Origin of the sequence: Thiomonas bhubaneswarensis, assembly GCF_001418255.1 — a bacterium.
GTDB lineage: Bacteria > Pseudomonadota > Gammaproteobacteria > Burkholderiales > Burkholderiaceae_C > Thiomonas > Thiomonas bhubaneswarensis.
Window position 1 is genome coordinate 137,956 of the sequence record NZ_LIPV01000002.1, and the last position, 21,746, is coordinate 159,701.

Annotated in this window: 23 protein-coding genes, 1 tRNA gene and 1 riboswitch; of the genes, 12 read left to right on the forward strand and 12 right to left on the reverse strand. The window is 64.4% G+C overall.

The features are described from left to right. The first annotated feature begins 67 nt into the window (after window positions 1–67). Entirely contained in the window at window positions 68–706 is a 639-nt protein-coding gene (pdxH, locus tag ASC45_RS03160; protein WP_055449585.1) for a pyridoxamine 5'-phosphate oxidase, read from the forward strand. Window positions 707–710: 4 nt separating this feature from the next. On the opposite strand, the gene ASC45_RS03165 is transcribed toward pdxH, so the two are convergent. Beyond that, window positions 711–1,058, reverse strand: coding sequence for a hypothetical protein (locus ASC45_RS03165; RefSeq protein ID WP_055449586.1), 348 nt, complete (start codon window positions 1,056–1,058; stop codon window positions 711–713). Window positions 1,059–1,135: 77 nt separating this feature from the next. Between ASC45_RS03165 and ASC45_RS03170 the strand changes: the two genes are divergently transcribed. Beyond that, a complete protein-coding gene (locus ASC45_RS03170; protein WP_055449587.1) occupies window positions 1,136–1,726 on the forward strand; it encodes a thioredoxin fold domain-containing protein in 591 nt (196 codons plus the stop codon). Here the strand turns inward: ASC45_RS03170 and ASC45_RS03175 are convergent. Further along, entirely contained in the window at window positions 1,704–2,789 is a 1,086-nt protein-coding gene (locus ASC45_RS03175; protein ID WP_055449588.1) for an HPP family protein, read from the reverse strand. The genes ASC45_RS03170 and ASC45_RS03175 overlap by 23 nt on opposite strands. Continuing rightward, window positions 2,786–3,349, reverse strand: coding sequence for a peptide-methionine (S)-S-oxide reductase MsrA (gene msrA, locus ASC45_RS03180; protein WP_055449589.1), 564 nt, complete (start codon window positions 3,347–3,349; stop codon window positions 2,786–2,788). The genes ASC45_RS03175 and msrA overlap by 4 nt, the downstream gene beginning before the upstream one ends. A 140-nt stretch (window positions 3,350–3,489) precedes the next feature. Between msrA and ASC45_RS03185 the strand changes: the two genes are divergently transcribed. After that, window positions 3,490–4,008: a copper chaperone PCu(A)C gene (locus ASC45_RS03185; protein WP_055449590.1), complete on the forward strand. Its 519-nt coding sequence runs from the start codon at window positions 3,490–3,492 to the stop codon at window positions 4,006–4,008. A gap of 282 nt (window positions 4,009–4,290) precedes the next feature. On the opposite strand, the gene ASC45_RS03190 is transcribed toward ASC45_RS03185, so the two are convergent. Beyond that, window positions 4,291–5,844, reverse strand: a complete 1,554-nt coding sequence (locus ASC45_RS03190; RefSeq protein ID WP_055449591.1) for a UbiD family decarboxylase — start codon at window positions 5,842–5,844, stop codon at window positions 4,291–4,293. 306 nt (window positions 5,845–6,150) lie between these two features. Between ASC45_RS03190 and ASC45_RS03195 the strand changes: the two genes are divergently transcribed. Then, complete coding sequence (locus tag ASC45_RS03195; protein WP_055449592.1) at window positions 6,151–7,017, forward strand: lytic transglycosylase domain-containing protein; 867 nt, start codon at window positions 6,151–6,153, stop codon at window positions 7,015–7,017. 21 nt (window positions 7,018–7,038) lie between these two features. After that, window positions 7,039–7,185, forward strand: a riboswitch (ZMP/ZTP riboswitch). Between the two features lie 87 nt (window positions 7,186–7,272). Further along, the gene (gene glyA, locus ASC45_RS03200; protein WP_055449593.1) at window positions 7,273–8,520 is read left to right on the forward strand and encodes a serine hydroxymethyltransferase; all 1,248 of its coding nucleotides are present in this window, start codon (window positions 7,273–7,275) and stop codon (window positions 8,518–8,520) included. Here glyA and ASC45_RS03205 read toward each other — a convergent pair. Then, the gene (locus tag ASC45_RS03205) at window positions 8,508–9,245 is read right to left on the reverse strand and encodes a GNAT family N-acetyltransferase (protein ID WP_055449594.1); all 738 of its coding nucleotides are present in this window, start codon (window positions 9,243–9,245) and stop codon (window positions 8,508–8,510) included. The two genes, glyA and ASC45_RS03205, sit on opposite strands and share 13 nt — an antisense overlap. Window positions 9,246–9,443: 198 nt before the next feature. On the opposite strand from ASC45_RS03205, the gene ASC45_RS03210 reads away from it, so the two are divergent. Then, window positions 9,444–9,917 (forward strand): cyclic nucleotide-binding domain-containing protein, encoded by a 474-nt coding sequence (locus tag ASC45_RS03210; protein WP_055449595.1) that lies wholly within the window; start codon window positions 9,444–9,446, stop codon window positions 9,915–9,917. Between the two features lie 9 nt (window positions 9,918–9,926). On the opposite strand, the gene ASC45_RS03215 is transcribed toward ASC45_RS03210, so the two are convergent. Further along, window positions 9,927–10,571: a LysE family translocator gene (locus ASC45_RS03215; RefSeq protein WP_055449596.1), complete on the reverse strand. Its 645-nt coding sequence runs from the start codon at window positions 10,569–10,571 to the stop codon at window positions 9,927–9,929. Between the two features lie 51 nt (window positions 10,572–10,622). Then, window positions 10,623–10,699, reverse strand: a tRNA-Ile gene (locus ASC45_RS03220). A gap of 170 nt (window positions 10,700–10,869) precedes the next feature. On the opposite strand from ASC45_RS03220, the gene ASC45_RS03225 reads away from it, so the two are divergent. From ASC45_RS03225 to ASC45_RS03235, 3 genes are all read left to right on the forward strand, one after another. Then, window positions 10,870–11,088, forward strand: a complete 219-nt coding sequence (locus ASC45_RS03225; protein WP_055449597.1) for a (2Fe-2S)-binding protein — start codon at window positions 10,870–10,872, stop codon at window positions 11,086–11,088. 150 nt (window positions 11,089–11,238) lie between these two features. Beyond that, the gene (gene bfr / locus ASC45_RS03230) at window positions 11,239–11,721 is read left to right on the forward strand and encodes a bacterioferritin (protein ID WP_055449598.1); all 483 of its coding nucleotides are present in this window, start codon (window positions 11,239–11,241) and stop codon (window positions 11,719–11,721) included. Between the two features lie 112 nt (window positions 11,722–11,833). Next, a complete protein-coding gene (locus tag ASC45_RS03235) occupies window positions 11,834–12,736 on the forward strand; it encodes a D-hexose-6-phosphate mutarotase (protein WP_055449599.1) in 903 nt (300 codons plus the stop codon). 46 nt (window positions 12,737–12,782) lie between these two features. Here ASC45_RS03235 and ASC45_RS03240 read toward each other — a convergent pair whose 3' ends face one another. Then, on the reverse strand, window positions 12,783–14,462 hold the full coding sequence (locus ASC45_RS03240; RefSeq protein WP_055449600.1) for a GMC family oxidoreductase: 1,680 nt from the start codon (window positions 14,460–14,462) through the stop codon (window positions 12,783–12,785). Window positions 14,463–14,504: 42 nt separating this feature from the next. Further along, window positions 14,505–16,025: a CoA-acylating methylmalonate-semialdehyde dehydrogenase gene (locus tag ASC45_RS03245; RefSeq protein WP_055449601.1), complete on the reverse strand. Its 1,521-nt coding sequence runs from the start codon at window positions 16,023–16,025 to the stop codon at window positions 14,505–14,507. 128 nt (window positions 16,026–16,153) lie between these two features. Between ASC45_RS03245 and ASC45_RS03250 the strand changes: the two genes are divergently transcribed. After that, window positions 16,154–17,095, forward strand: coding sequence for a LysR family transcriptional regulator (locus ASC45_RS03250; protein ID WP_055449602.1), 942 nt, complete (start codon window positions 16,154–16,156; stop codon window positions 17,093–17,095). Window positions 17,096–17,189: 94 nt separating this feature from the next. Continuing rightward, window positions 17,190–17,972, forward strand: a complete 783-nt coding sequence (locus ASC45_RS03255) for an SDR family NAD(P)-dependent oxidoreductase (RefSeq protein ID WP_055449810.1) — start codon at window positions 17,190–17,192, stop codon at window positions 17,970–17,972. A 19-nt stretch (window positions 17,973–17,991) separates the two neighbouring features. Here ASC45_RS03255 and ASC45_RS03260 read toward each other — a convergent pair whose 3' ends face one another. From ASC45_RS03260 to gpmA, 3 genes are all read right to left on the reverse strand, one after another. After that, on the reverse strand, window positions 17,992–18,768 hold the full coding sequence (locus ASC45_RS03260) for a HesA/MoeB/ThiF family protein (protein ID WP_055449603.1): 777 nt from the start codon (window positions 18,766–18,768) through the stop codon (window positions 17,992–17,994). Window positions 18,769–18,811: 43 nt separating this feature from the next. Next, window positions 18,812–20,314, reverse strand: a complete 1,503-nt coding sequence (locus ASC45_RS03265) for a S41 family peptidase (RefSeq protein WP_055449604.1) — start codon at window positions 20,312–20,314, stop codon at window positions 18,812–18,814. A gap of 142 nt (window positions 20,315–20,456) precedes the next feature. Continuing rightward, window positions 20,457–21,164, reverse strand: coding sequence for a 2,3-diphosphoglycerate-dependent phosphoglycerate mutase (gene gpmA, locus ASC45_RS03270; RefSeq protein WP_055449605.1), 708 nt, complete (start codon window positions 21,162–21,164; stop codon window positions 20,457–20,459). A 170-nt stretch (window positions 21,165–21,334) separates the two neighbouring features. Here gpmA and ASC45_RS03275 point away from each other — a divergent pair, with 170 nt between their 5' ends. Further along, on the forward strand, window positions 21,335–21,745 hold the full coding sequence (locus ASC45_RS03275) for a rhodanese-like domain-containing protein (protein ID WP_055449606.1): 411 nt from the start codon (window positions 21,335–21,337) through the stop codon (window positions 21,743–21,745). Window position 21,746 lies beyond the last annotated feature (1 nt).

Genomic DNA, 21,746 nt, shown 5'->3' on the forward strand with positions numbered 1-21,746 from the left:
ATTGTGACCATGGTCACGCTCGATCTCTTCCAAGCCTGCCTTCCCGGGTGCTTTTTATACTGCCGACATGAAATCACTGGCCGATTTGCGCAAGGACTATGCCCGCGCCGAGCTCGACGAAGCCCACGCCGACATCGATCCCCTCAAACAGTTCGAGCATTGGCTGCAGCAGGCGATCGAAGCCGAAGTGCCCGAGCCCAACGCCATGACCGTGGCCACCGTGGGCGAGAGCGGTCGACCGTCCAGCCGTGTGGTGCTGATCAAGCAGGTCGATGCCCGCGGCATCGTCTGGTACACCAACTATGCCAGCCGCAAGGGACGGGAACTTGCGGCCAACCCGTTTGCGGCGCTGCAGTTTCACTGGGTGGAGCTCGAACGCGTGGTGCGCATCGAAGGCAGGGTGGAGAAGGTCAGCGAGGCCGAGTCTGACGCCTACTTCGCTAGCCGACCGCTGGCTTCGCGCATCGGTGCCTGGGCTTCCCCGCAGAGTGAACCCATCGAGAGTCGCGGCACCCTGCTCAAGCGCGCCGCCGAGTTCGGCCTGCGCTATGGCATCCACCCGCCGCGTCCGCCGCATTGGGGTGGGTACCGACTGGTGCCGGACTACTGGGAATTCTGGCAAGGCCGCCCTTCGCGCCTGCACGACCGCCTGGCCTATGCCTTGCAGCCGGATGGGGCCTGGGCACGCAAGCGACTGGCGCCTTGAGACCTCAAGCCTCAAGCAGTTGTAGCGTGGCGGCGCCGTCCGAACGGCGGATGGCAATGCGCAGTTCGACATACTCGGGCAGTTCGCTCATCGGTGTCGGATCGGCCTCGCAGGCGCAACCGGGGTCGATGCTGAAATAGCTCAGCCCCGCCTTCACCCACAAGCCATCGTCCTGCTCGCCGCGCTGCAACACCAGCAGGGCAACATCGTCGGTCAAGGCGTGGCTGCCACGCCTCATGCCTTGTTGCAGCGGCCTGTGCAGGGCGTCGGCCTGCCGCAGTTCGGCCAGCAGCACGGCGCCGAAATCGGGCCGCGACCAGGCGTTGCAGGTTTCAGGTAGGGTCAGGGTCATCGCAATCCATCATGCCGAAGGCCTTGTTCTGCGGCATTATTCAAACCCTGATTCACGATCACAATAGGGAGACCCGCATGGCTTCACATCCGTCCCCGCATCGTCGTCAAGTGCTTCGCTCCGCCGCTGCGCTGGCCTGTCTTGCCGCCTGGCCGGGGGTCCAGGCGCAGAGCGCCCGGCAGGCCGAGGGCGTGCTGGCGAACATCGGCAAGGCCACCACCATCGTCGAAGGCAAGGGCGCACGCTCGCTCTACATCTTTTTCGATCCGAACTGTCCGTTCTGCCACGAGCTGTACAAAAAACTGCGCCCCTTGGTGGGCAAGACCGATGTGCAGTTTCGCTGGATTCCGCTGGGCCTGCTCACCGCCAGCAGCCTGCCCAAGGCTGCGGCCATCCTGCAGGCCAGCGACCCGCTTCAGGCGTTTTACAAAAACGAAAACGACTACGACTTCGCCGCCAACGGCCAGCCCGGCGGGGGCATTGAACCTGCGCAGTCCATCAGCCCCAAGGTGCGCGCCGAACTGGCGGCCAATCTGGCGCTTTACAACAGCGAAAAGCTGTTCGGCGTGCCGGTCATTCTCTGGCGCAAGGCCGATGGACGCGCCGACATGATGATCGGCGTGCCTTCGGAGGCGCAGATCCAGATCATGCTGAAGGAGGCGCAGTAGGGTTTGCCTGCGGGGTGCGATGCAGCGCCCGCATCACGTCGCTCTGGGTGATCATGCCCACCAGCCGCGCCGAGGCATCGATGACCGGCAGGTGATGATGGCCGCTGCTGGCGAAAAGCGGAATCAGTTCGGAGAGATGCCGCGTCTGCGAGACGACCCGCACCTGGCGCGTCATGCGCGCGGCCACGGGCGTGGAAGATTCCAGCATGGCGCTCGGGGCACCCTCGGGGTTCAGGCGCAGGTCGGCGGCGGTGACGATGCCGACGACCTGTCGATGCCGGTCGATCACCGGCAGGGCCTTGATGCCGTGTTCGATCAGACGGTCCTGAGCCTCGGCCACGCTTTCGTCGGGACGGGCCACCTGCACCTCGCGCTGCATGATGTCGGCGCAGCTCACGGCGTCCAGGCGCTGGCGGTAGGCCTGGGTCTGCGCTTCTTCGAGCAGATTGCGCAGCGTCGTCCGATCGATGTCGAGCACTTCGCCGTAGCGTGTCACCGCCGCGTCGATAGCGCTGGACAGATCGTCGGTGTTGGGCAGCATGGCCTCGGCTGCTTCGGGCGGTGCGGGATGCGGACGCCGCGTGGCGGCATGCCAGAGCCACGCTGCGGCCACGAGCAGGGCCGAATTGAGCGCCACGGGCATGAGGGCGAAGCGCCAGTCGGTGGTGTGCGTCAGCACCGCCAGCAAGGCGGCTGCGCCACCCGGAGGATGCAGGCAGCGGGCCTGCAACATCAGGGCAATGGCCGCGCCGACCGCCACCCCGGCCGCGATCCAGGTCGGGCCGATCCACGCCGCGCAGACGATGCCCATCAGCGTGCCCAGCGTGTTGCCGCCAATGACCGACCACGGCCGCCCCAGTGGACTGCTGGGCAAGGCGAACACGATCACCGCACTGGCCCCGATGGGGGCGACCAGCCAGACGGCTTGCGTCCACCCCGTGCCGGTTTCGGCGAAGTGGCTCAGCAGCCCGACGGCGGCCAAGCCCAGCACCGCGCCCGCCGAGACGCGCACCCACTCGACCCAGCCCACACGAGGGCTGCCGGCAGCCTGAGCCCCGCTCATGCCTGCGAACGCAGCAGCGTGGCGTACTTTCGACGCAGCTTGTCCACCTTGGGCGCGATGACCGCGGCGCAATAGCCCTGATAAGGATGATGGGCGAAATAGTCCTGATGTTCGGCTTCAGCGGGGCTGTAGTTGGATTCAGGCGCGATTTCGGTCACGATCGGGTCGGCGAACAGCGCCTGATCGCGCAGTCGCTGCACGTAGGCGCGCACGGCGGTGAGCTGGGCCTCGTCGTGGGTGTAGATGCCGGAGCGGTATTGCGTGCCGACGTCGTTGCCCTGACGGTTCAGGGTGGTGGGGTCGTGCATGGCGAAGAACACGTCGAGGATGGTTTCCAGACTGATCACGTCGGGGTCGAAGTCGATGCGCACGACCTCGGCGTGGCCAGTCTGGCCGGTGCAGATCTCGCGGTAGCTGGGGCGCAGCGTGGTGCCGTTGCTGTAGCCGCATTCCACGCGCAGCACGCCGCGAAGCGGACGGTACGCAGCGTCGAGGCACCAGAAGCATCCCCCCGCGAGGGTGATGCGCTGAGGTAACGAGGGCAGGGTAAAGGTCGACATGGAGCGGCAAGGGTGAGTGCGGCAATTTGCCGCGGTACGGGTATTGTCGATGGCTGACAGAATGCACGCTTTTTCTGTGGCGATTTTCGCCGACAATCGGCAGCGGCGTATGCGCCGTTTGCACTTACAGGAGAACCTCGATGACGATCCGCATGTTGACCCGCCGACAGGCTCTGGCGATGGCCTCCGCTGTCTTGATGCTGAACTTTGCGCCCGTGGCGCTGGCGCAGAAAGCGGGCGCCATCGAAGTGACGCAGGCCCAGGCGCTGCCCTCGATACCCGGCGCTCGCAACGGCGGCGGCTTTCTCACCCTCGTCAACCACGGCAAGGCCGATGACAAGATTGTTGCTGCGTCCTCGCCGGTCTGTGGTCATGTGGAGCTGCACACCATGAGCATGGAAAACAACGTGATGCGCATGCGTGAGGTGGAACACATTCCGCTGCCCGCAGGCCAGACGCTGCGCATGCAGCCGGGCTCGGGCTACCACCTCATGTTCATGGACCTCAAGGCTCCGTTGAAAGTGGGAGAAACCGTCCCCGTGACGATCAAGTTCGCGTCCGGCGGGCAGATGGACGTGCAACTCAAGGTGGAACCGCGGGACAAGATTGCTGGCGGCGCACCCATGCCGGGCAAGGGCATGCAGGGTGGCATGCACTGAAGGGCTGCGAAATTGAGACGGGCCGCAACCGAAAGGTGTGCGGCCCGGGAGTCCGACAGTCGGGTTTGCTGCCGCCTGTCAAGCTCATGCAGGGATGCATGAGGGGGGTCTTGCAACAGTGCGGGTTCGGCCCGCTCTGTTTGCCGAAGCAGCTGCACTGCAACGACGCCTTAAAGGTACGCCCCGCACTTCGGCGTCGTCAAGATCAAACATGACTTGATCTTGGGGGTATGGTCGAACTCGCGCGGTGAACATGGCGCAAGGCCTTGAAAACGCCCCGTTTCACCGCGTGCCCGGCTGGGCCGAAAGGGTATCGATCAGGGCCTGCATGCGTGCGTTCACCGTCTCATCAGGCACGATGGCCCGACCCCATTCGCGCTGCGTCTCGCCGGGCCATTTGTGGGTGGCGTCCAGGCCCATCTTGCCGCCCAGGCCGGACTGCGGCGAGGCGAAATCGAGATAGTCGATCGGGGTGTTGCCAACCAGCAGCGTGTCGCGCACCGGGTCCATGCGGGTGGTGATGGCCCAGATCACGTCAGGCCATGAGCGGATGTCCACATCCTCGTCGGTGACGACGATGAACTTGGTGTAGAGGAACTGCCGCAGAAAACCCCAGATGCCGAACATCACCCGCTTGGCGTGTCCGGCATAGGCCTTGCGGATGGACACCACGGCGAGCCGGTAGCTGCACCCTTCGGGCGGCAGGTAAAAATCGACGATCTCCGGGTATTGCTTCTGCAGGATGGGAACGAACACCTCGTTGAGCGCTACGCCGAGTACGGCCGGTTCGTCGGGCGGCTTGCCGGTGTAGGTGGAGTGGTAGATGGGCTGCTCGCGGTGGGTGATGCGCTCGACTTCGAACACCGGAAACCAGTCCTGCTCGTTGTAATACCCGGTGTGATCGCCGAATGGCCCTTCGAGCGCGTGCAGGTAGCCGTTTTTCTCCATCAGCGGCACCCCGGTCTCGCTCTCGCCGCGCCAGCCTGCCTCGGCGGGTGGCAGATGGCCTTCGAGCACGATTTCAGAGGTGGCCGGAACCTGCAGGTCGAGACCGATGGCGCGCGCCACTTCGGTGCGCGAACCGCGAAGCAGGCCGGCGAACTGGTACTCGCTCAAGGTATCGGGTACGGGTGTGACCGCGCCCAGCGTGGTTGCCGGGTCGGCCCCCAGCGCGACGGCCACCGGAAAGGGCCGCCCAGGATGGGCCAGGGCGAACTCGCGGAAATCGAGGGCGCCTCCCCGGTGTGCCAGCCAGCGCATGATGAGCTGGCGCCTGCCGATGCGCTGCTGGCGATAGATGCCCAGGTTCTGCCGTTTGCGGGGCCGAGGCACGTCTTGAGGGCCGCGCGTGATCACCAGTCCCCAGGTGAGCAGCGGCGCCACGTCGCCTGGCCAGCAGGTCTGTATCGGCAGCCGGTTCAAGTCCACATCGTCGCCTTCCAGCACGACCTGCTGGCACACAGGCCGCGATACCGTGCTCGGACGCATGTCCCAGACGGCCTTGACCAGATGCATCAGCTCGCCTGCGTCCTTGAGGCCTTTGGGCGGCTCGGGCTCCTTGAGGCGGGCGAGCACTTCGCCGATGCGGCGCAGTTCGCCGAGATCGTTCACGCCCATGCCCATGGCCACGCGCTGGGGGGTGCCGAACAGATTGCCCAGCACTGGCATGGCATAGCCCGTCGGTCGCTCGAACAGCACCGCCGGTCCGCCCCCCCTGAGCAGGGCGTCGCAGACCGTAGTCATTTCGAGGTGGGGAGAGACGGACTCAGTCGTGCGACGCAAGAGGGAAAGCGTCTCCAGTTGGGACAGAAAATCGCGTAGATCCCGGTATTTCATATAACCAATAGAAGTGAAAAAGAAGACCTTATGCGTTGACCAGGAATAACGACATTCCTAAAATTCGATCCGTGTTTGCCCTAATACGTCTGCAAGTCAGACCGGCAACACACTCGCCCCGAAACACGCCTTGCCGCAAACGACCCATGGATGGGTTTCGGCAATTCGATGCAGTCCCTTGTGAAGATTGCATCTTAGGCTGATGGGCTCCCCTGGTGAGCCTGTGTTGTCGGATCTGTGCCCTTGGAAACTGGCGCTGACTGTCTTCTGACACTCGCCCGTTCCGCTCAGACACAGGAGTGTTCCATGTTGAACGCCATGCAATCTTCTCTGCCGCGCGCACGTCGGCTGGTGGGAGGTTTTTGGGAATTGGCCCACCAGACCTTGATGATGGTGGGCTTGTTTGTGGTGGCCGGTGGCGCGTATCTGTACTTCCAGCCCCAGGCGATGAGCACGCTCGACCGCGGTCTCACGCAATGGGTCATGGCGCGCAAGGCGGCAGGCGACGAGTTGCAGGCTCTGGCGCAAAAGCCGACCGAGGCGCTGCTTCCGGCGGCTCAGGCGGCTCCCTTGCCGACCGAAGTGGGCCCCGCACTGACGCCGCAACAGCGCACCGTCTCGAACTGGCTGGCACGGCGCTACAGCATCGCGCCCACCGCCATGTCGCAGCTCGTCAGTGCCGCCTACACCGTGGGCAAACAGGAGAGGCTCGATCCCCTGCTGCTCTTGGCCGTGATGGCGGTGGAATCGAGTTTCAACCCCTATGCCGCCAGCGGAGCCGGCGCGACCGGTCTCATGCAGGTGATGGCTGGTGTCCACCGTGACAAATTCGCGCGCTTCGGGGGGCCGCAGGCCAGCATTGACCCTCTGGTCAACGTGCGGGTGGGTGCCGTGGTGCTCAAGGATGCGATCAGCCGCGGGGGTTCGGTGCGTGTTGGGCTGCGCTATTACGTTGGCGCCACGACCGATGCGAACGAAGGCGGCTATGCCGACAAAGTGTTGGCCGAGCAGGCGCAGCTCGAACGCGTGGCTGGGGTGCAGCCCAAGGCTGCGGCGCCGATGACAGCCAGCGCGGGTCACGGCGCGATGACGCAGAAGGCCGCGGCTACCGCCAAATCGACCGTGGCAACCGAGCCATCGACCGCTGCGCAAAAGCACGCATCACTCACCTGAAGTGCCGCCAACTCGCTAACATATAGGCTGCACGACTGGCGATAGAGACCTGCGACATGCGTGGTCTCGAGGTGGGACGAACCACCGGGGAGTGCTGGATTTCGAGCGCAGTGTTTCACTTTGCAGAAGAGTGAAACACCGCGCTAGCCGTTCGCCTGGGCCAGCGCCATCGCTGTCTATGATCGTCATCAGCCCAGGCTTGCGCGCTTCTGCGTTGAATGAAGCGGCGCGGGCCGTCAATTGGACCTTCTTTCCATGTTCGACCGCACCAAGACCATCGCCCAGATCGACCCCGAACTGTGGGCCGCCATCCAATCCGAGAACCAGCGCCAGCAAGATCACATCGAGCTGATCGCCTCGGAAAACTACACCTCGCCCGCCGTCATGCAGGCGCAGGGTTCGCAGCTCACCAACAAGTACGCCGAAGGCTATCCCGGCAAGCGTTATTACGGCGGTTGCGAGTTTGTCGACATCGCCGAGCAGCTCGCCATCGACCGCGTCAAGCAGCTCTTCGGCGCCGAAGCCGCCAATGTGCAGCCCAACAGCGGCTCGCAGGCCAATCAGGGCGTGTTCTTCGCCTTGCTCAACCCGGGCGACACCATCATGGGCATGAGCCTGGCCGAAGGCGGCCACCTCACCCACGGCATGCCGCTGAACATGAGCGGCAAGTGGTTCAAGGTGGTGAGCTATGGCCTGAACGCGCAGGAAGAGATCGATTACGACGCCATGGAACGCCTGGCGCACGAGCACAAGCCCAAACTGATCATCGCCGGGGCCAGCGCCTACAGCCTGCGCATCGACTTCGAGCGCTTCGCCCGTGTGGCCAAGGACATCGGGGCTTACTTCATGGTGGACATGGCGCATTACGCAGGGCTGATCGCGGCCGGCGTCTATCCCAACCCGGTGCCGCATGCCGACGTGGTGACCACCACCACCCACAAAAGCCTGCGCGGCCCGCGCGGCGGCGTGATTCTGATGAAGGAGCAGCACGCCAAGGCGATCAACAGCGCCATCTTCCCGGGCATCCAGGGCGGGCCGCTGATGCATGTCATCGCAGGCAAGGCGGTGGCCTTCAAGGAGGCGCTCGCGCCCGAGTTCAAGGCTTACCAGCAACAGGTGGTGGTCAATGCCCGCGTGATGGCCGAAACCCTGCAGGCGCGCGGCCTGCGCATCGTCAGCGGGCGCACCGAATCGCATGTCATGCTGGTCGATCTGCGCGCCAAGCACATTACCGGCAAGGAGGCCGAACGCGTTCTGGGCGAAGCGCATCTCACGGTGAACAAGAACGCCATTCCGAACGACCCGGAAAAACCTTTTGTCACCTCAGGCATCCGCGTCGGCTCACCGGCCATGACCACGCGCGGCTTCAAGGAAGCCGAGGCCGCCAAGACCGCGAACCTGATCGCCGATGTGCTGGACAACCCACAAGATGCGGCCACCCTGGAGCGGGTGCGCGCCGAGGTCAAGAAGCTGACCGACGCCTTCCGGGTCTATTCCGTCTGACCGCCGGGCGCTCGCCCCAGGGCGGCAACAGTGAGTGCCGACAGGCGCTCACGCTGCCGCCCTTTTTCATCGAAGTTTGCCGGGGCCAGCCAGCGCAGGAAGGCAGCGCGGAGGGCTGGCCATTCGCCGTCGATGATGCTGAACCACGCGGTGTCGCGGTTGCGACCTTTCACCACGGTCGCCTGACGAAAGATGCCCTCGAACTGAAAGCCAAGGCGCTGGGCTGCGCTGCGCGAAGCCGCGTTCAGGGCGTTGCATTTCCATTCGAGTCGGCGGTAGCCCAGCGCAAACGCCTGATCCATCAGCAGGAACAGCGCCTCGGTTGCCGCGGGCTGGCGCTGCAGCAGCGGCGAGAAATAGAGGTGCCCGATCTCGATGCTCCCTGCCGATGGTGTGATGCGCAGGTAGCTGGCCAGCCCGACCGCACGCCCGGTGCGCGCATCGACAATAGCGAAGAACATCGGGTCCGGGCCCAGGCAGTTGTCCTTCATCCAGACCCGATAGTCCTGTTCCGACGCGAAAGGACCGTAGGGAAGGTAAGTCCAGCCCTCACCTTGGCTGTCCAAGGCCTGCGCTGCGTACAGATCGGCACTGTGACGGGTGGGGTCAGCGGGTTCCAGCTTGCAGAAACGGCCTTCGATAGCGGTGTGGTCGGGCAGACGGGGCGGGTGCCAGACCGGAACGGGCTGACCCAGCGGAGCCGTGGATAGCTCAGAGGATGGCATGGGCGTCGGGTGCTGAAACTGCCATTGTCAGGCATGCATGCTCGGTTCTGCCCGGGAGCACGTTAGCGGTTGATCCTACCGGGGGCTAAACCCCGCACGGGAAGGCACGGGCAGACCTCGGTCGTTGATGTGCGTCAACACGGCTCGCAAGCAAAGGATTGCAATGCAAGCGTTGACACGAAGCCGAAGGAACTTGCCATGCAAACGCCCGCACTGCTGCATGATTTGCAAAGCCGCACCCTCCTATCCGCTCTTGATGTCGAACAGCTGAAACGGCTGCTTGCTCATGCACGCAAGGTGCAACTCGCGCCTGATGGCGTGCTCTTTCTTCAGGATCAGGCGGCAGACTCCTTCTATGTGGTGCTGGAAGGCCGCGTGAAAATCTGCGTGCCTGCCATCAACGGCCCGGGTATCGAGGTGCAGACCCTGGAGCCCTGGGATGTGATCGGCTGGTCTTGGCTGATTCCGCCCTACTGCTGGGCGTTCGAGGCCAAGGCGCTCACCCCGGTCAGGCTGTTGCTTTTCGACGGCAAAGCCATTCTGCAGGAGTGCGAGCAAGACCCTGCACTTGGCTACGCGCTGATGAAAATCTTCGCCACGCTGATGTCCAAGCGCCTGCGTGCGGCGCGGCTGCGCATGATGGAATCGTGGGCGCCTCCGGGCTGGGCGTGACCCCACCCTTTAAGGCCGTGAAAGACGCAGCAGGCCCAGTCCGAAAGCGCAAAACACCGAGCCCGACAGCCTCTGGGGCCAGCCTGAGGCGAACCAGCCGTTCAAGCGTTTGCGCGCCAACACGGCTAGGCCCGCGTATGTGCTCAGCGCCAGCAGCGAAATCGCCATGAACGTCAGCGTCAACGCGACATACTGCGGCACCAGCGGGCGTGAGACGTTCAGGAACTGCGGAAACAAGGCGGCGATGAAGGCAATCGCCTTGGGATTGGTCACTGCCACAGTCAGACCTTTGACATAGAGCCCCCGTGGCCTCTGCGCAGGCTCAGGCTGCCGAGCCACCTCGGCCGACGCGGATGCCGCCCGCTTCGGCGCGTTGCGCCATTGCTGTACCCCGAGCCAGACGAGGTAGGCGGCGCCCATCAGTTTGACCGCAGTGAAGGCCAGATCGGAGGATTGCAGGATCGCGTTGAGCCCCAATGCGCTCAACGTGGCGAGTAGCAAAAGGCCTGAGATATTGCCCAGGGACGACCAGATCGCATGCCGCCAGCCCAGGTTCATGGCGTTGTGAATGGAAAGCATCACCGCCGGCCCAGGCGTGAACGAAGCGGCCAGCGCAAAGCTGATGAACATCAGATAAGTCGTCAAGGAGGGCATGACCGTGGCGAAAGAAGCGGAGCTGCGCTTCTTCGTGCATTCGTGGAGTTTTGGTAGGCCGTGTTGGACTTGAACCAACGACCAAAGGATTATGAGTCCTCTGCTCTAACCAACTGAGCTAACGGCCCGATTTGCGCGCCGCGCAGGGCTGCAAAAAAAGCCCACATCTTAGCGGGCGTCGAGTAGGCAAGGGGGCGAGCGAGGCCGGCCCAATACCCGCGCGTCATGGGGTGATTGACAATCATTCGCAACAATAAGATGATGCGACTTATTCGTATTTTCTGGAGACTGTTCCGCCATGTTCGTCTGCATTTGCAACAATGTCACCGATGGTCAGATTCGTCAGGCCATGCGGGAGCATGATCTATGCAGCCTGCGCGAGGTGAGGGAGCATCTGGGCGTCGGGGCGCAATGCGGTCGCTGCGCGCGGTGCGCCAGGCAGGTGATCGCCGGTGAGCTCGAGCGGCGGGCGCAGGTCGAACTTCGGCACAGTGTGCCGATTGCCGTGGCGGCTTGAGCGTGGCGCTGCTGCCTGGCCTTCCGGCAAGATCAGGCCATTCACTTTTTTCGATATCGGTACGGCGTGGCACTGCTACGCTCGGCGCATGCCATGCCGTGAAACCCCGTTGACGGTGCCACAGCCTGTTCAACCCATCTGGAGACGCCCATGAAAGGTGACGCCAAGGTCATTCAATATCTGAACAAGGCGCTGAAAGTCGAGCTCACTGCCATCAACCAGTATTTTTTGCACGCCCGCATGTATCAGAACTGGGGTCTGAAAGATCTGGGTGAGCATGAGTACAAGGAGTCCATCGAGGAGATGGGGCATGCCGACAAGTTGATCAAGCGCATTCTGTTCCTTGACGGACTGCCCAATCTGCAGGATCTCGACAAGCTGCGCATTGGCGAAGAGGTGCCGGAGTGCTTGGAGTGCGATCTTAAACTCGAGGAGCATGGTCGTGCGCTCTATGTCGAAGCCATTGCCTATTGCGAGTCGGTGCGGGATTTCGTGTCCCGCGACATTCTCACCGACATCCTCGATGACACCGAGGAGCACATCGACTACCTGGAAACGCAGATCAAGCTGTGCAAGAACATGGGTTTGCAGAATTATCTGCAGACCGCGGCGGGCGAGATCGGCGGCGACTGAAGCGCGCGTTTCGTGCCGCAAGCGTGGCAGGCTGCGTCTTATGACGACTTGACCGCTGCCGCCTGCTCCGGGTGACAATGACCTCTCCTTCCACCTCGTCACCGGTACGCTCATGCACAACCTCGACTCCCTCAACCGTTTTGCCATTCCCGGTCAACTGGCTTTCCGCGCCCATCCGACCGGCCTGATCTTCGCCGAGATCGACAACGCCGACGGGCAGGCCAGTGTCTGTCTGCAGGGCGCGCATCTCACGAGTTTTCGGCCCAAGGCTCAGCCGGAGCCGGTGGTGTGGGTGTCGGAGGTGGCGCGGTATCTGCCGGGAAAGTCCATTCGCGGCGGGGTGCCGGTTTGCTGGCCGTGGTTTGGCGCGCATCCGAGCGAAAGTCAGTTTCCGGCGCACGGCTTCGCGCGTACCGTGCCGTGGGCGGTGACCGACAGCGGTGCGTCCAATGGCGTGACCCATCTGACCCTGCAGCTGCAGACCTCGGAGGCCACGCGGGCCCAGTGGCCACACGACACGCCGGTGACCCTGCACATTCAGGTGTCGGACGTGCTGGAGATGGCGCTGACCACGCAAAACGCCTCCGGGCTGACCCTGCCTCTGAGCGAGGCGCTGCACACCTACTTCCAGGTCGGCGACATCGCCGAGGTCGAGCTGCACGGGCTGGACGGCTGTGCCTTTCTCGACAAGACCGACAACTTCGCACGCAAGCACCAGACGGGCGCGCTGCGCTTTGGCGGCGAGACTGATCGGGTGTATGTGGATACGACTGCCGAGTGCGTCATCCATGATCCCCTTCTGCAGCGCAAGCTGCGCATTGCCAAGCAGGGGTCGGCTTCCACCGTCGTCTGGACGCCTTGGGAACAGAAGGCTGCCGCCATGGGCGATTTCACCGCGCAGGGCTGGCGCAACATGCTGTGCGTGGAATCGGCTAACGCCGCAGACAATGCCCTGAGTCTGGCGCCCGGCGCGATGCAGACTTTGCGGGTGCGCTACAGCGCCGAGGCGCTGTGAACGGCCGCTGAAGTCGTTGCATCGGCGGCCGCGGGATTGCGCGCAGTTACCCCTTGGCCGCTGCGCGAATCCAGCGGGCGGCCTTCTCGGCGATCATCAGCGTCGGGCTGTTGATGTTGCCGCTGGGAATGAGGGGCATCACCCCGGCGTCGACCACACGCAGCCCGGTCACCACGCCGCCGCGGCCGTCGCGAAGGCGCAGCCGCGTATCCACGACCGCATTGGCGTCGTCGGCGCGGCCCATGGCTGTTGTACCTGCTGGGTGGAAGATGGTGGTGGCAATGTCTCCGGCCAGGCGGGCGAGTTCGGCGTCGGTCTGAAACTGCGTGCCTGGCTTGAACTCCTCCGGCGCGTAGCGCGCCAGCGCAGGTTGCGCCACGATGCGGCGGGTGAGTCGCAGGCTGTCGGCCGCCACCTGGCGATCTTCGTCGGTGCTGAGGTAGTGCGGTGCGATGGCCGGGGCGTCGATGAAGCGCGGGCTCTTGATGTGTACTGTGCCTCGGCTGCTCGGGTTGAGATTGCAGACGCTCGCGGTGAAGGCGTCAAAGCCGTGCAGCGGTTCGCCAAAGGCCTCCAGGCTGAGGGGCTGAACGTGGTACTGAATGTTGGGGTGCTCGTACTGCGCGCTGCTGCGGGTGAACACGCCGAGCTGGCTTGGGGCCATGCTCATCGGGCCGGTGCGCTTGAGGGCATATTCGAGCCCGATCATCGCCTTGCCCCAGATCGAGGCCGCCCGGGTGTTGAGCGTGCGGGTGCCCTTCACCTTGAACACCGCACGGATCTGCAGATGATCCTGCAGGTTGGCACCCACACCGGGCAGGTCGATCAGGGGTTTGATGCCGTGTTGCTGCAGCAGCGCGGCAGGCCCCACGCCCGACAGCTGCAGGATTTGCGGCGACCCGATGGCACCGGCGCTCAGCAACACCTCTCGGGTGGCTCGCACGGTGAGCATCTCATTGCCGGTCCAGACCTCGACGCCGATGCAGCGTTGGCTGCCGTCTGGCTCCTTGTCGAACAACAGGCGGGTGACGTGGGCTCCGTTCCAGAGCTCGAAGTTCTTGCGCCCGTAGCAGGTCGGGCGAAGAAACGCCTTCGCCGTGTTCCAGCGCCAGCCGCCTTTCTGATTGACCTCGAAGTAGCTCACGCCCTCGTTGCTGCCACGGTTGAAGTCGTCGGTAGCGGGAATGCCGGCCTGCTGGGCTGCCTGGGCGAAGGCATCGAGGATGTCCCAGCGCAGGCGTTGCTTTTCCACCCGCCATTCGCCGCCATGGCCATGCAGCGCGGCGAAGGACGGGTCGTTCGCGCGGTCGGCACCGACATCGCGGCGCCAGTGGTCTTCATGGGCGATGAAATCGGGCAGACAGGCGTCCCAGCGCCATTCATCGTCGCCGGTGAGGGCGGCCCAGGCGTCGTAGTCACGCGCCTGGCCACGCATGTAGATCATGCCGTTGATACTGCTGCATCCGCCAAGTACCTTGCCGCGCGGGTAGCGCAGGGTGCGGCCGTTGAGCCCGGGGTCGGATTCAGTCTGGAAGAGCCAGTCGGTGCGCGGGTTGCCGATGCAGTACAGGTAGCCCACCGGAATGTGGATCCAGTGGTAGTCGTCCTTGCGCCCGGCCTCGATCAGCAGCACGCGTTTGTCGGCATCCGCACTCAGGCGGTTGGCCAGCAGGCTGCCCGCGGTGCCCGCGCCGATGATGATGTAGTCGAAAGTGGAGTCGCTCATGGTGGGGGCATGATGACACGACTCGCGTTCGTTAACGGCTTCTCACTTTGCCGTCGGCATGACGAACTCGGCGCCTTTGGGGGTGCTTTCCGGCCAGCGTTGCATGATGCTCTTCTGCTTGGTGTAGAAGCGCACGCCTTCTTCGCCATAGGCGTGCATGTCGCCGAACAGGCTGGCTTTCCAGCCGCCGAAACCGTGCCACGCCATCGGTACCGGAATGGGCACGTTGATGCCCACCATGCCGGCCTGCACGCGGCGGCCGAACTCGCGGGCCACGTGGCCGTCCCGGGTGAAGCAGGCCACGCCGTTGCCGTAGGCGTGGGTGTTCACCATGTCCAGCGCAGCGGCGAAGTCGGGCACGCGCACGCATGACAGCACCGGGCCGAAAATCTCTTCCTGATAGATGCGCATGTCGGGCGTGACGTGATCGAACAGCGTGCCGCCGATCCAGAAGCCGCCGTCGTAACCGGGCACGACGTGGCCACGGCCGTCCACCAGCAGCTTGGCGCCCTGTTCCACGCCGGAGGCGATGTATCCGGCGATGCGCTCGCGTGCCGCCTGGGTGACGATGGGGCCCATCTCGGCGTCGAGTTCCATGCCGTTCTTCACCTTCAGCGCCCGGGTGCGCTCCACCAGCCGGGGCAGAATCTTGTCGGCCACGTCGCCCACCAGCACGCCTACCGAGATGGCCATGCAGCGCTCGCCGGCCGAGCCAAAGGCGCTGCCCATCAGCGCATCCACCACCTGGTCGAGGTCGGCGTCGGGCATGACCACCATATGGTTCTTGGCGCCGCCCAGTGCCTGCACCCGTTTGCCCTGGCGCGCGGCTTCCTGCGCGATGTGATGCGCAACCGGGGTCGAGCCGACGAAGCTGATGGCCTTGACGTCAGGGTTGGCCAGCAGGGCGTCCACGGCAACCTTGTCGCCCTGCACCACGTTGAATACGCCGTCGGGCAGACCGGCCTGCTTGAGCAGTTCGGCCATGAACAGGCTGGGCGACGGATCGAGCGGACTGGGCTTGAGCACGAAAGTGTTGCCCGCCGCGATGGCCACCGGGAACATCCACATCGGCACCATGCAGGGGAAGTTGAACGGCGTCACGCCCGCCACCACGCCCAGCGGCTGGCGCATCGTCCAGTTGTCGATGCCCGTGGAAACCTGCTCGGTGTAGTCGCCCTTGAGCAGTTGCGGTATGCCGCAGGCGAACTCCACGATCTCAATGCCGCGCGTGACCTCGCCCTGCGCGTCGGTGAACACCTTGCCATGCTCGGCGGTGATCATGGCGGCCAGCGTGTCGCGGTGCTGATTGAGCAGGTCGAGGAATTTGAACATCACCCGGGCACGGCGGATCGGCGGCGTGTCGGCCCATTTAGGGAAAGCGGCTTTGGCCGCGGCAACGGCGGCGTCCACGTCGGCTGTCTCACCCAGCATCACTTCGCGCGCGACCGCGCCGGTGGCCGGGTTAAAGACCGGCTGGCTCCGCGAGCCGGTTCCGGCGACGGCCTTGCCGCCGATGAAATGTCCCACCGTGCTGGTGGCGGTGAATGCCTCGGGTGCGCCCATGGTCGAGTCTCCTGTGAACGGCAATAAAAAGTATCCGTCGAGTCTAGGAGGCGTGCGGACGTTTGAACAGCGATCTAAACTGACAACATTGTTCTGAAAAGCGAACAATCCAACTTCAGGAGAACACGATGTCGCTGCCACCTGCCACGCGGAACGATCTGCTCTGGCAACAGGTGCACTGGCTGGGTAGCATTGCCACACATGGCAGCGTGACCGCCGCCGCGCAACACCTCGGAGTCTCCAAGGCCGCCGTCAGCCAGCAGCTTGCCGCGCTGGAGCGCCGCATCGGGGTGCCCTTGGTGCGCCGGACCACGCGCACCCTGCGTCTGACCGAGGCCGGCCAGCGCCTCGTCGACGAGACGGCCCCGGCTTTTGCCCAGATCGTGCGCAGCGTGGGCGCGGTACACGATCTGGCCGATACACCGCGCGGGTTGGTGCGCGTTACCGCCCCGGTAGCGCTGGGACGGCAGCATATGGCGCCGCATATTCTGAGTTTCCTGCGCCGCTATCCCGACATTCAGGTCGAACTCGACCTGTCGGACCGGCTGACCAATCTGCCGCAGGAAGGCTTCGATCTGGCCGTGCGGCACGTCGCCGCGCCGCCTCAGAGTCATGTCGCCTGGAAGCTGTGCGAAACCCGTTCCGTGCTGGTGGCGAGCTCTGCCTACTTGCGTCGGCACGGCGAGCCCGGGCATCCCGACGATCTCGTGCGGCATGCCTGCCTGACCTATCTGCGCCCGGGCGCCGCTGTCTGGATGTTCGAACGCCCTGATCCCGATCTGCCCGAACCCGAGCGCGTGCGCGTAACCGTGCAGGGGCCCCTGAGGGCCAACACCAGCGAGGTGCTGCGCGAGGCCGCGCGCGCCGGACTGGGCATCGCCCTGACGCCCGACTTCAGCCTCGATCCGGGCGGTCGGCCCTCCACGCTGCGGGTGGTCTTGCCGCAATGGCGGGCCGTGGGCTTCTTCGGTCAGGCCATCTACGCCATTCGACCCTGGAGCCCCGGCACGCCGCGCGCGGTTCAGCTTCTGGTCGAGCACCTGCGTGCGTCGCTGGCGCAAGGTTTCTGACAACACGGTAAGTACAAACATCGTTGCGATGCGATCATGGGCGCACTTGGTCAACGATCTGGTGGCGCTTGAACGGCGGGTAGGAGACGACAAGATGGAAACTCAACAATGGGCCGTGGTCACCGGGGCTTCCGGCGGCATAGGCCGAGACATTGCACGCGAACTGGCGGCTCGCGGCCACAACCTGATCCTGACCGCGCGGGATGAAGCGAAACTGCAGGCTCTCGCGACCGAGCTGACGGCCACCCACGGCGTGAATGCCCTGTGCATGCCCGTCGATCTGGGCGCGACCGACGGGCCCGAGAGGCTGGTGGCGAGCATCGCCGCAGCAGGTGTCTCGCCCAGCGTGCTGGTCAACAACGCGGGGTATGGCGTTTACGGGCCGCTGGCCCAGGCGGACGTGCCCCAGACCCAGGGCATGATCGATCTCAACATCAGCGCGCTCACGCGCCTGACAATGCGCCTCCTGCCCGATCTGCTGCGCAATGGGCGCGGGCATATTCTCAACGTGGCCAGCACCGCCGCGTTTCAACCCGGGCCAGGCATGGCGGTGTATTTCGCGTCCAAGGCTTATGTGCTGTCATTCAGCGAGGCGCTGGACGCCGAGTTGCGGCCGCAAGGCGTTCGGGTCACGGCGCTTTGTCCAGGGGCCACGCTCACCGACTTCGGCACCCGGGCGAAGGGGGAGCGATCGGCGTTGTTTCGGGGTCGTCTTGCCACCTCGGAAGCCGTGGCGCGCTTCGGCGTGCAGGCCATGGAGCGGGGACAGCGCGTGGCGGTTCATGGTCTCTACAACCGATTTCTGGCCATCGGCGTGAAGTTCACCCCACGGCACTTGGCGACCGCATTGGCCGGCTGGAAAATCCGCGCGGTCTGACGGTGCCCTCAAGTAAAAATCAGGCTGCCGTGAGGTGCCCGCAGACGGGGCATGCCGGGTTGCGTTGCAGGGTGACGGTCTGGAACTCGGCGTCCAGCGCATCGATCAGCAGCAGCCTGCCGCGCAGGGTGTTGCCCGCTTGGCTCAGAATCTTCAGCGCTTCGACGGCCTGCAAGCTGCCCACGAGGCCGACCAGCGGAGCGAGCACGCCCATGGTGGCGCAATTCACCTCCTCGGCGGGGGCTTCCTCCGGGAACAGGCAGGCGTAGCAGGGGCCGCGTTCGCCCTGGGCGTCGGGTCGGGTATCGAACACGCTGACCTGACCCGCAAACCGCAGGGCAGCGCCGCTCACCAGGGGCACGCCGTGGGCCACGCAGGCACGGTTGAGCGCGTGGCGGGTGGCGAAGTTGTCGCTGCAATCCAGCGCCACGTCGGCGGTGGCGACCAGCTCCCGCAGCCGGGTCGCGTCGGCCCGCTGCGCCAGCGTGTCGATCCGGATCTCGGGGTTGATCTGAAGCATTGCGGCGCGGGCCGATTCGACCTTGCGCTGGCCCACGCGTGCTTCGGTATGGGCGATCTGCCGCTGCAGATTGGTGAGATCGACCGTGTCGTCATCGATCAGGGTGATGCGACCGACGCCCGCGCTGGCCAGATAGAGCGCGGCCGGAGAGCCCAGACCGCCCGCGCCGAGGATGAGGGCATGGCTGGCACAGAGACGCTCCTGACCCTCGATGCCGACTTCGTCGAGCAGGATGTGCCGCGAATAACGCAGCAGTTGGCGGTCGTCGAGAGACATCGCGGCGTGCGCCTGTCGTTGACCGACGTGGCGGGTCGTGCTCTTACTTGGCCTTGTCCGCCCCGCTGGCTTCGGCCTTGGGGCTGCTGGCGGGGCTGGAAGCCGCCGCCGACTTCGCCTTGGCCGTCTGCGCCGGGTGCTTGGCGGTGATCACCGGTTTGCCTTCGAGGTAGTTCAGCGCCTGGGTGACCTGCCAGTCTTCCTTGCTGCCGTATTCGGGCAGTTTGGGCAGCTTGTTCGGGTTTTTCGCCAGCTCGGCTTCGAGCAGGCGGCGGGCCTCTTCCTGCTTGCGCACGTCTTCTTCGACACGCTTGTTGTCGGCGGCCTCGTTGCCGGTGCCGATCTGATTCTTGTAGTCGATCTCGCGCATGCGCAGGGCCGCGTAGGGGTCGCCGCTCTCCAGAGGATCGACCTCGTAGTTCGGGGTGATGCCCTTGCCCTGGATCGACTGCCCGTTGGGCGTGTAGTAGCGTGCGGTGGTGAGTTTGAGCGCGGTATCGGGGCCGAGCGGCAGCACCGTCTGCACCGAGCCCTTGCCGAAAGTCAGCGTGCCCATGACTACGGCGCGCTTGTAGTCCTGCAGCGCCCCGGTGACGATTTCCGAGGCCGATGCCGAGCCACCGTTGACCAGCACCACCAGCTTGACGGTCTTCACCGCGGCGGGTAGGGTGTCGAGCGGGTTGTCGCCCGGGTTGTTGAGGTAGTCGCTCGGGGTGTTGCGATAAGTGGCGTTGGCCTCGGGCATCTGGCCGCGGGTGGAGACGATGACGGCGTTGTCAGGCAGGAACACCGAGGCCACGCCCACGGCGCTTTCGAGCAAGCCGCCCGGATCGTTGCGCAGGTCGAGGATCAGACCCTTCATGTTCGGGTCTTCCTTGTACAGCGCGTCGATCTTGGCGACGAAGCTCTTGAGCGTGTCGGACTGGAACTGGGTGATGCGCACCCAGCCGTAGCCTGGGGCGATCATCTTGCCCTTGACGCTCTGCACCTGAATCAGCTCGCGGGTGATGGTGAAGGTAAAGGTGCGGTTTTCCGCCTTGCGCAGCACGGTCAGCGTGACCTTGGTGCCAGGCTTGCCGCGCATGAGCTTGACCGCGTCGTTCAGGCTCAGGCCCTTCACCGCGGTGTTGTCGATGCGGGTGATCAGGTCACCGGCGTGAATGCCTGCACGGGCTGCGGGCGAGCCCTCGATGGGAGACACCACCTTGACCAGTCCGTCCTCGGCGGCAATCTCGATGCCCACGCCGACGAACTTGCCGCTGGTGCTTTCCTTGAAATCCTTGAAATCCTTCTTGTCGAGGTATTCCGAATGCGGATCGAGGTTGTTGACCATGCCATTGATGGCATTTTCCACCAGCTTCTTGCCGTCGACCGGCTCGAAAAAGTCGGCTTTGATCAGGCCGTAAACCGCCGCGAACTGTTGCAGTTCCTCCAGCGGGATCGGCGACGCGGTGTTGCGCGCCAGCGCCTGAACTTGCAGGGTGGCCATGATGCCCGTAATGGCACCAACGACAACCCAGGCTGCGACTCGGAATTTACTGGCCATGGTGGGTCAAGCGGAGTATCTGCGAAGAGCGGGCAGTATAGGGGTTGCGCCCCCGGCGCGGCGCGGCCACCCCGCATTCCACGGGTGGCCTGCGGGAAAGGCTATTGGGGCGAAGTCGGCAGCTTCGTCAGCGAGGCCGCAATCAGACTTTGTTACCCGCCGCGTCCAGGTAATAGCGCTGCAAAGGCTTGAGATCGGCGTCGAGCTCGTACACCAGCGGAATGCCGTTGGGAATGTTCAGCCCGGTGATGTCCTGGTCGGAGATGTTTTCCAGGTACTTCATGATGGCGCGCATGGAATTGCCGTGCGAGACCACCAGCGTGCGCTTGCCCGCCTTGATGGCCGGCGCCAGCGATTCGTGCCAGAACGGCAGCACCCGAGCGATCGTGTCCTTCAGGCACTCGGTCAGTGGCAGTTCCTCGGGCTTGAGTCGGGCATAGCGGGGATCGGCAGCCAGTTCCCGGCGGTGGCTCTCGTCGAGCGGCGGCGGCGGAATGTCGTAACTGCGGCGCCAGATGTGCACCTGCTCGTCGCCGTACTTGGCGGCGGTTTCCGCCTTGTTCAACCCCTGGAGGGCGCCGTAGTGACGCTCGTTGAGGCGCCAGGTGTGCACGACGGGCAGCCACATGGCGTCGAGTTCGTCCAGGGTCAGCCACAGGGTGCGCACCGCGCGCTTGAGCACGGAGGTGTAGGTCAGATCGAAGCCGTAGCCCAGTTCCTTGAGCAGTCGCCCGGCGGCGCGGGCTTCCCGAATGCCTTGCTCGGTCAGATCGACGTCGGTCCAGCCGGTAAAGCGGTTTTGCTGGTTCCAGGTGGATTCACCGTGGCGCAGCATGACGAGTTTGTACATGGGAGTCTCGGAGTGCAAATAGCGAAGAAGTGAAACAATGCGACTTCTTTCGATATCTTAGCCCACATGCGGCGCATCGCTGCACTGCAGCAAATGGCCTGCGGATAACCACACATCAGTCAATGCGGATTTGATTTTTTAGAATTTCGACCTCTCTGGGAGATAGTGAAGTGCAGTTCATCATCGAAAACTGGGCTCTCGTGCTGATTGCTCTGACCTCCGGCGGCATGCTGCTGTGGAGTTCCTACGGCGGCAGTTCGGGATCGGACGGCGTCAGCGCGGCGCAGGCGGTGCTCAAGGTCAACCGCGAAAAGGGCGTGATGATTGACGTCTGCGAGCCCAACGAGTTTCAGGCCGGTCACGCCGTGGGCAGCAAGAGCATTCCGCTGGGTCAGCTCGACAAGCGTCTGAACGACCTGCCGAAAGACAAGAACACGCCTGTGCTGGTGATGTGCGCTTCGGGCATGCGTGCCAAACGCGCCGCAGCGCAACTGCGCAAGCAGGGCTTCGTGAACGCCGCCGCGGTCTCTGGCGGCATGCGTGCCTGGCGTGAGGCCGGACTGCCCGTCGAGAAAGGATGAG

Bases quoted from the DNA above. Each gene is read 5' to 3' on its own strand.
- ASC45_RS03195 (WP_055449592.1), top strand. From the start codon at position 6,151: ATGTTGAACGCCATGCAATCTTCTCTGCCGCGCGCACGTCGGCTGGTG.
- ASC45_RS03190 (WP_055449591.1), bottom strand. From the start codon at position 5,844: ATGAAATACCGGGATCTACGCGATTTTCTGTCCCAACTGGAGACGCTT.
- ASC45_RS03205 (WP_055449594.1), bottom strand. From the start codon at position 9,245: ATGCCATCCTCTGAGCTATCCACGGCTCCGCTGGGTCAGCCCGTTCCG.
- ASC45_RS03210 (WP_055449595.1), top strand. From the start codon at position 9,444: ATGCAAACGCCCGCACTGCTGCATGATTTGCAAAGCCGCACCCTCCTA.
- ASC45_RS03165 (WP_055449586.1), bottom strand. From the start codon at position 1,058: ATGACCCTGACCCTACCTGAAACCTGCAACGCCTGGTCGCGGCCCGAT.
- ASC45_RS03235 (WP_055449599.1), top strand. From the start codon at position 11,834: ATGCACAACCTCGACTCCCTCAACCGTTTTGCCATTCCCGGTCAACTG.
- ASC45_RS03225 (WP_055449597.1), top strand. From the start codon at position 10,870: ATGTTCGTCTGCATTTGCAACAATGTCACCGATGGTCAGATTCGTCAG.
- bfr (WP_055449598.1), top strand. From the start codon at position 11,239: ATGAAAGGTGACGCCAAGGTCATTCAATATCTGAACAAGGCGCTGAAA.
- ASC45_RS03245 (WP_055449601.1), bottom strand. From the start codon at position 16,025: ATGGGCGCACCCGAGGCATTCACCGCCACCAGCACGGTGGGACATTTC.
- glyA (WP_055449593.1), top strand. From the start codon at position 7,273: ATGTTCGACCGCACCAAGACCATCGCCCAGATCGACCCCGAACTGTGG.
- ASC45_RS03185 (WP_055449590.1), top strand. From the start codon at position 3,490: ATGACGATCCGCATGTTGACCCGCCGACAGGCTCTGGCGATGGCCTCC.
- ASC45_RS03170 (WP_055449587.1), top strand. From the start codon at position 1,136: ATGGCTTCACATCCGTCCCCGCATCGTCGTCAAGTGCTTCGCTCCGCC.
- ASC45_RS03255 (WP_055449810.1), top strand. From the start codon at position 17,190: ATGGAAACTCAACAATGGGCCGTGGTCACCGGGGCTTCCGGCGGCATA.
- ASC45_RS03240 (WP_055449600.1), bottom strand. From the start codon at position 14,462: ATGAGCGACTCCACTTTCGACTACATCATCATCGGCGCGGGCACCGCG.
- ASC45_RS03250 (WP_055449602.1), top strand. From the start codon at position 16,154: ATGTCGCTGCCACCTGCCACGCGGAACGATCTGCTCTGGCAACAGGTG.
- ASC45_RS03215 (WP_055449596.1), bottom strand. From the start codon at position 10,571: ATGCCCTCCTTGACGACTTATCTGATGTTCATCAGCTTTGCGCTGGCC.
- ASC45_RS03175 (WP_055449588.1), bottom strand. From the start codon at position 2,789: ATGAGCGGGGCTCAGGCTGCCGGCAGCCCTCGTGTGGGCTGGGTCGAG.
- gpmA (WP_055449605.1), bottom strand. From the start codon at position 21,164: ATGTACAAACTCGTCATGCTGCGCCACGGTGAATCCACCTGGAACCAG.
- pdxH (WP_055449585.1), top strand. From the start codon at position 68: ATGAAATCACTGGCCGATTTGCGCAAGGACTATGCCCGCGCCGAGCTC.
- msrA (WP_055449589.1), bottom strand. From the start codon at position 3,349: ATGTCGACCTTTACCCTGCCCTCGTTACCTCAGCGCATCACCCTCGCG.
- ASC45_RS03265 (WP_055449604.1), bottom strand. From the start codon at position 20,314: ATGGCCAGTAAATTCCGAGTCGCAGCCTGGGTTGTCGTTGGTGCCATT.
- ASC45_RS03260 (WP_055449603.1), bottom strand. From the start codon at position 18,768: ATGTCTCTCGACGACCGCCAACTGCTGCGTTATTCGCGGCACATCCTG.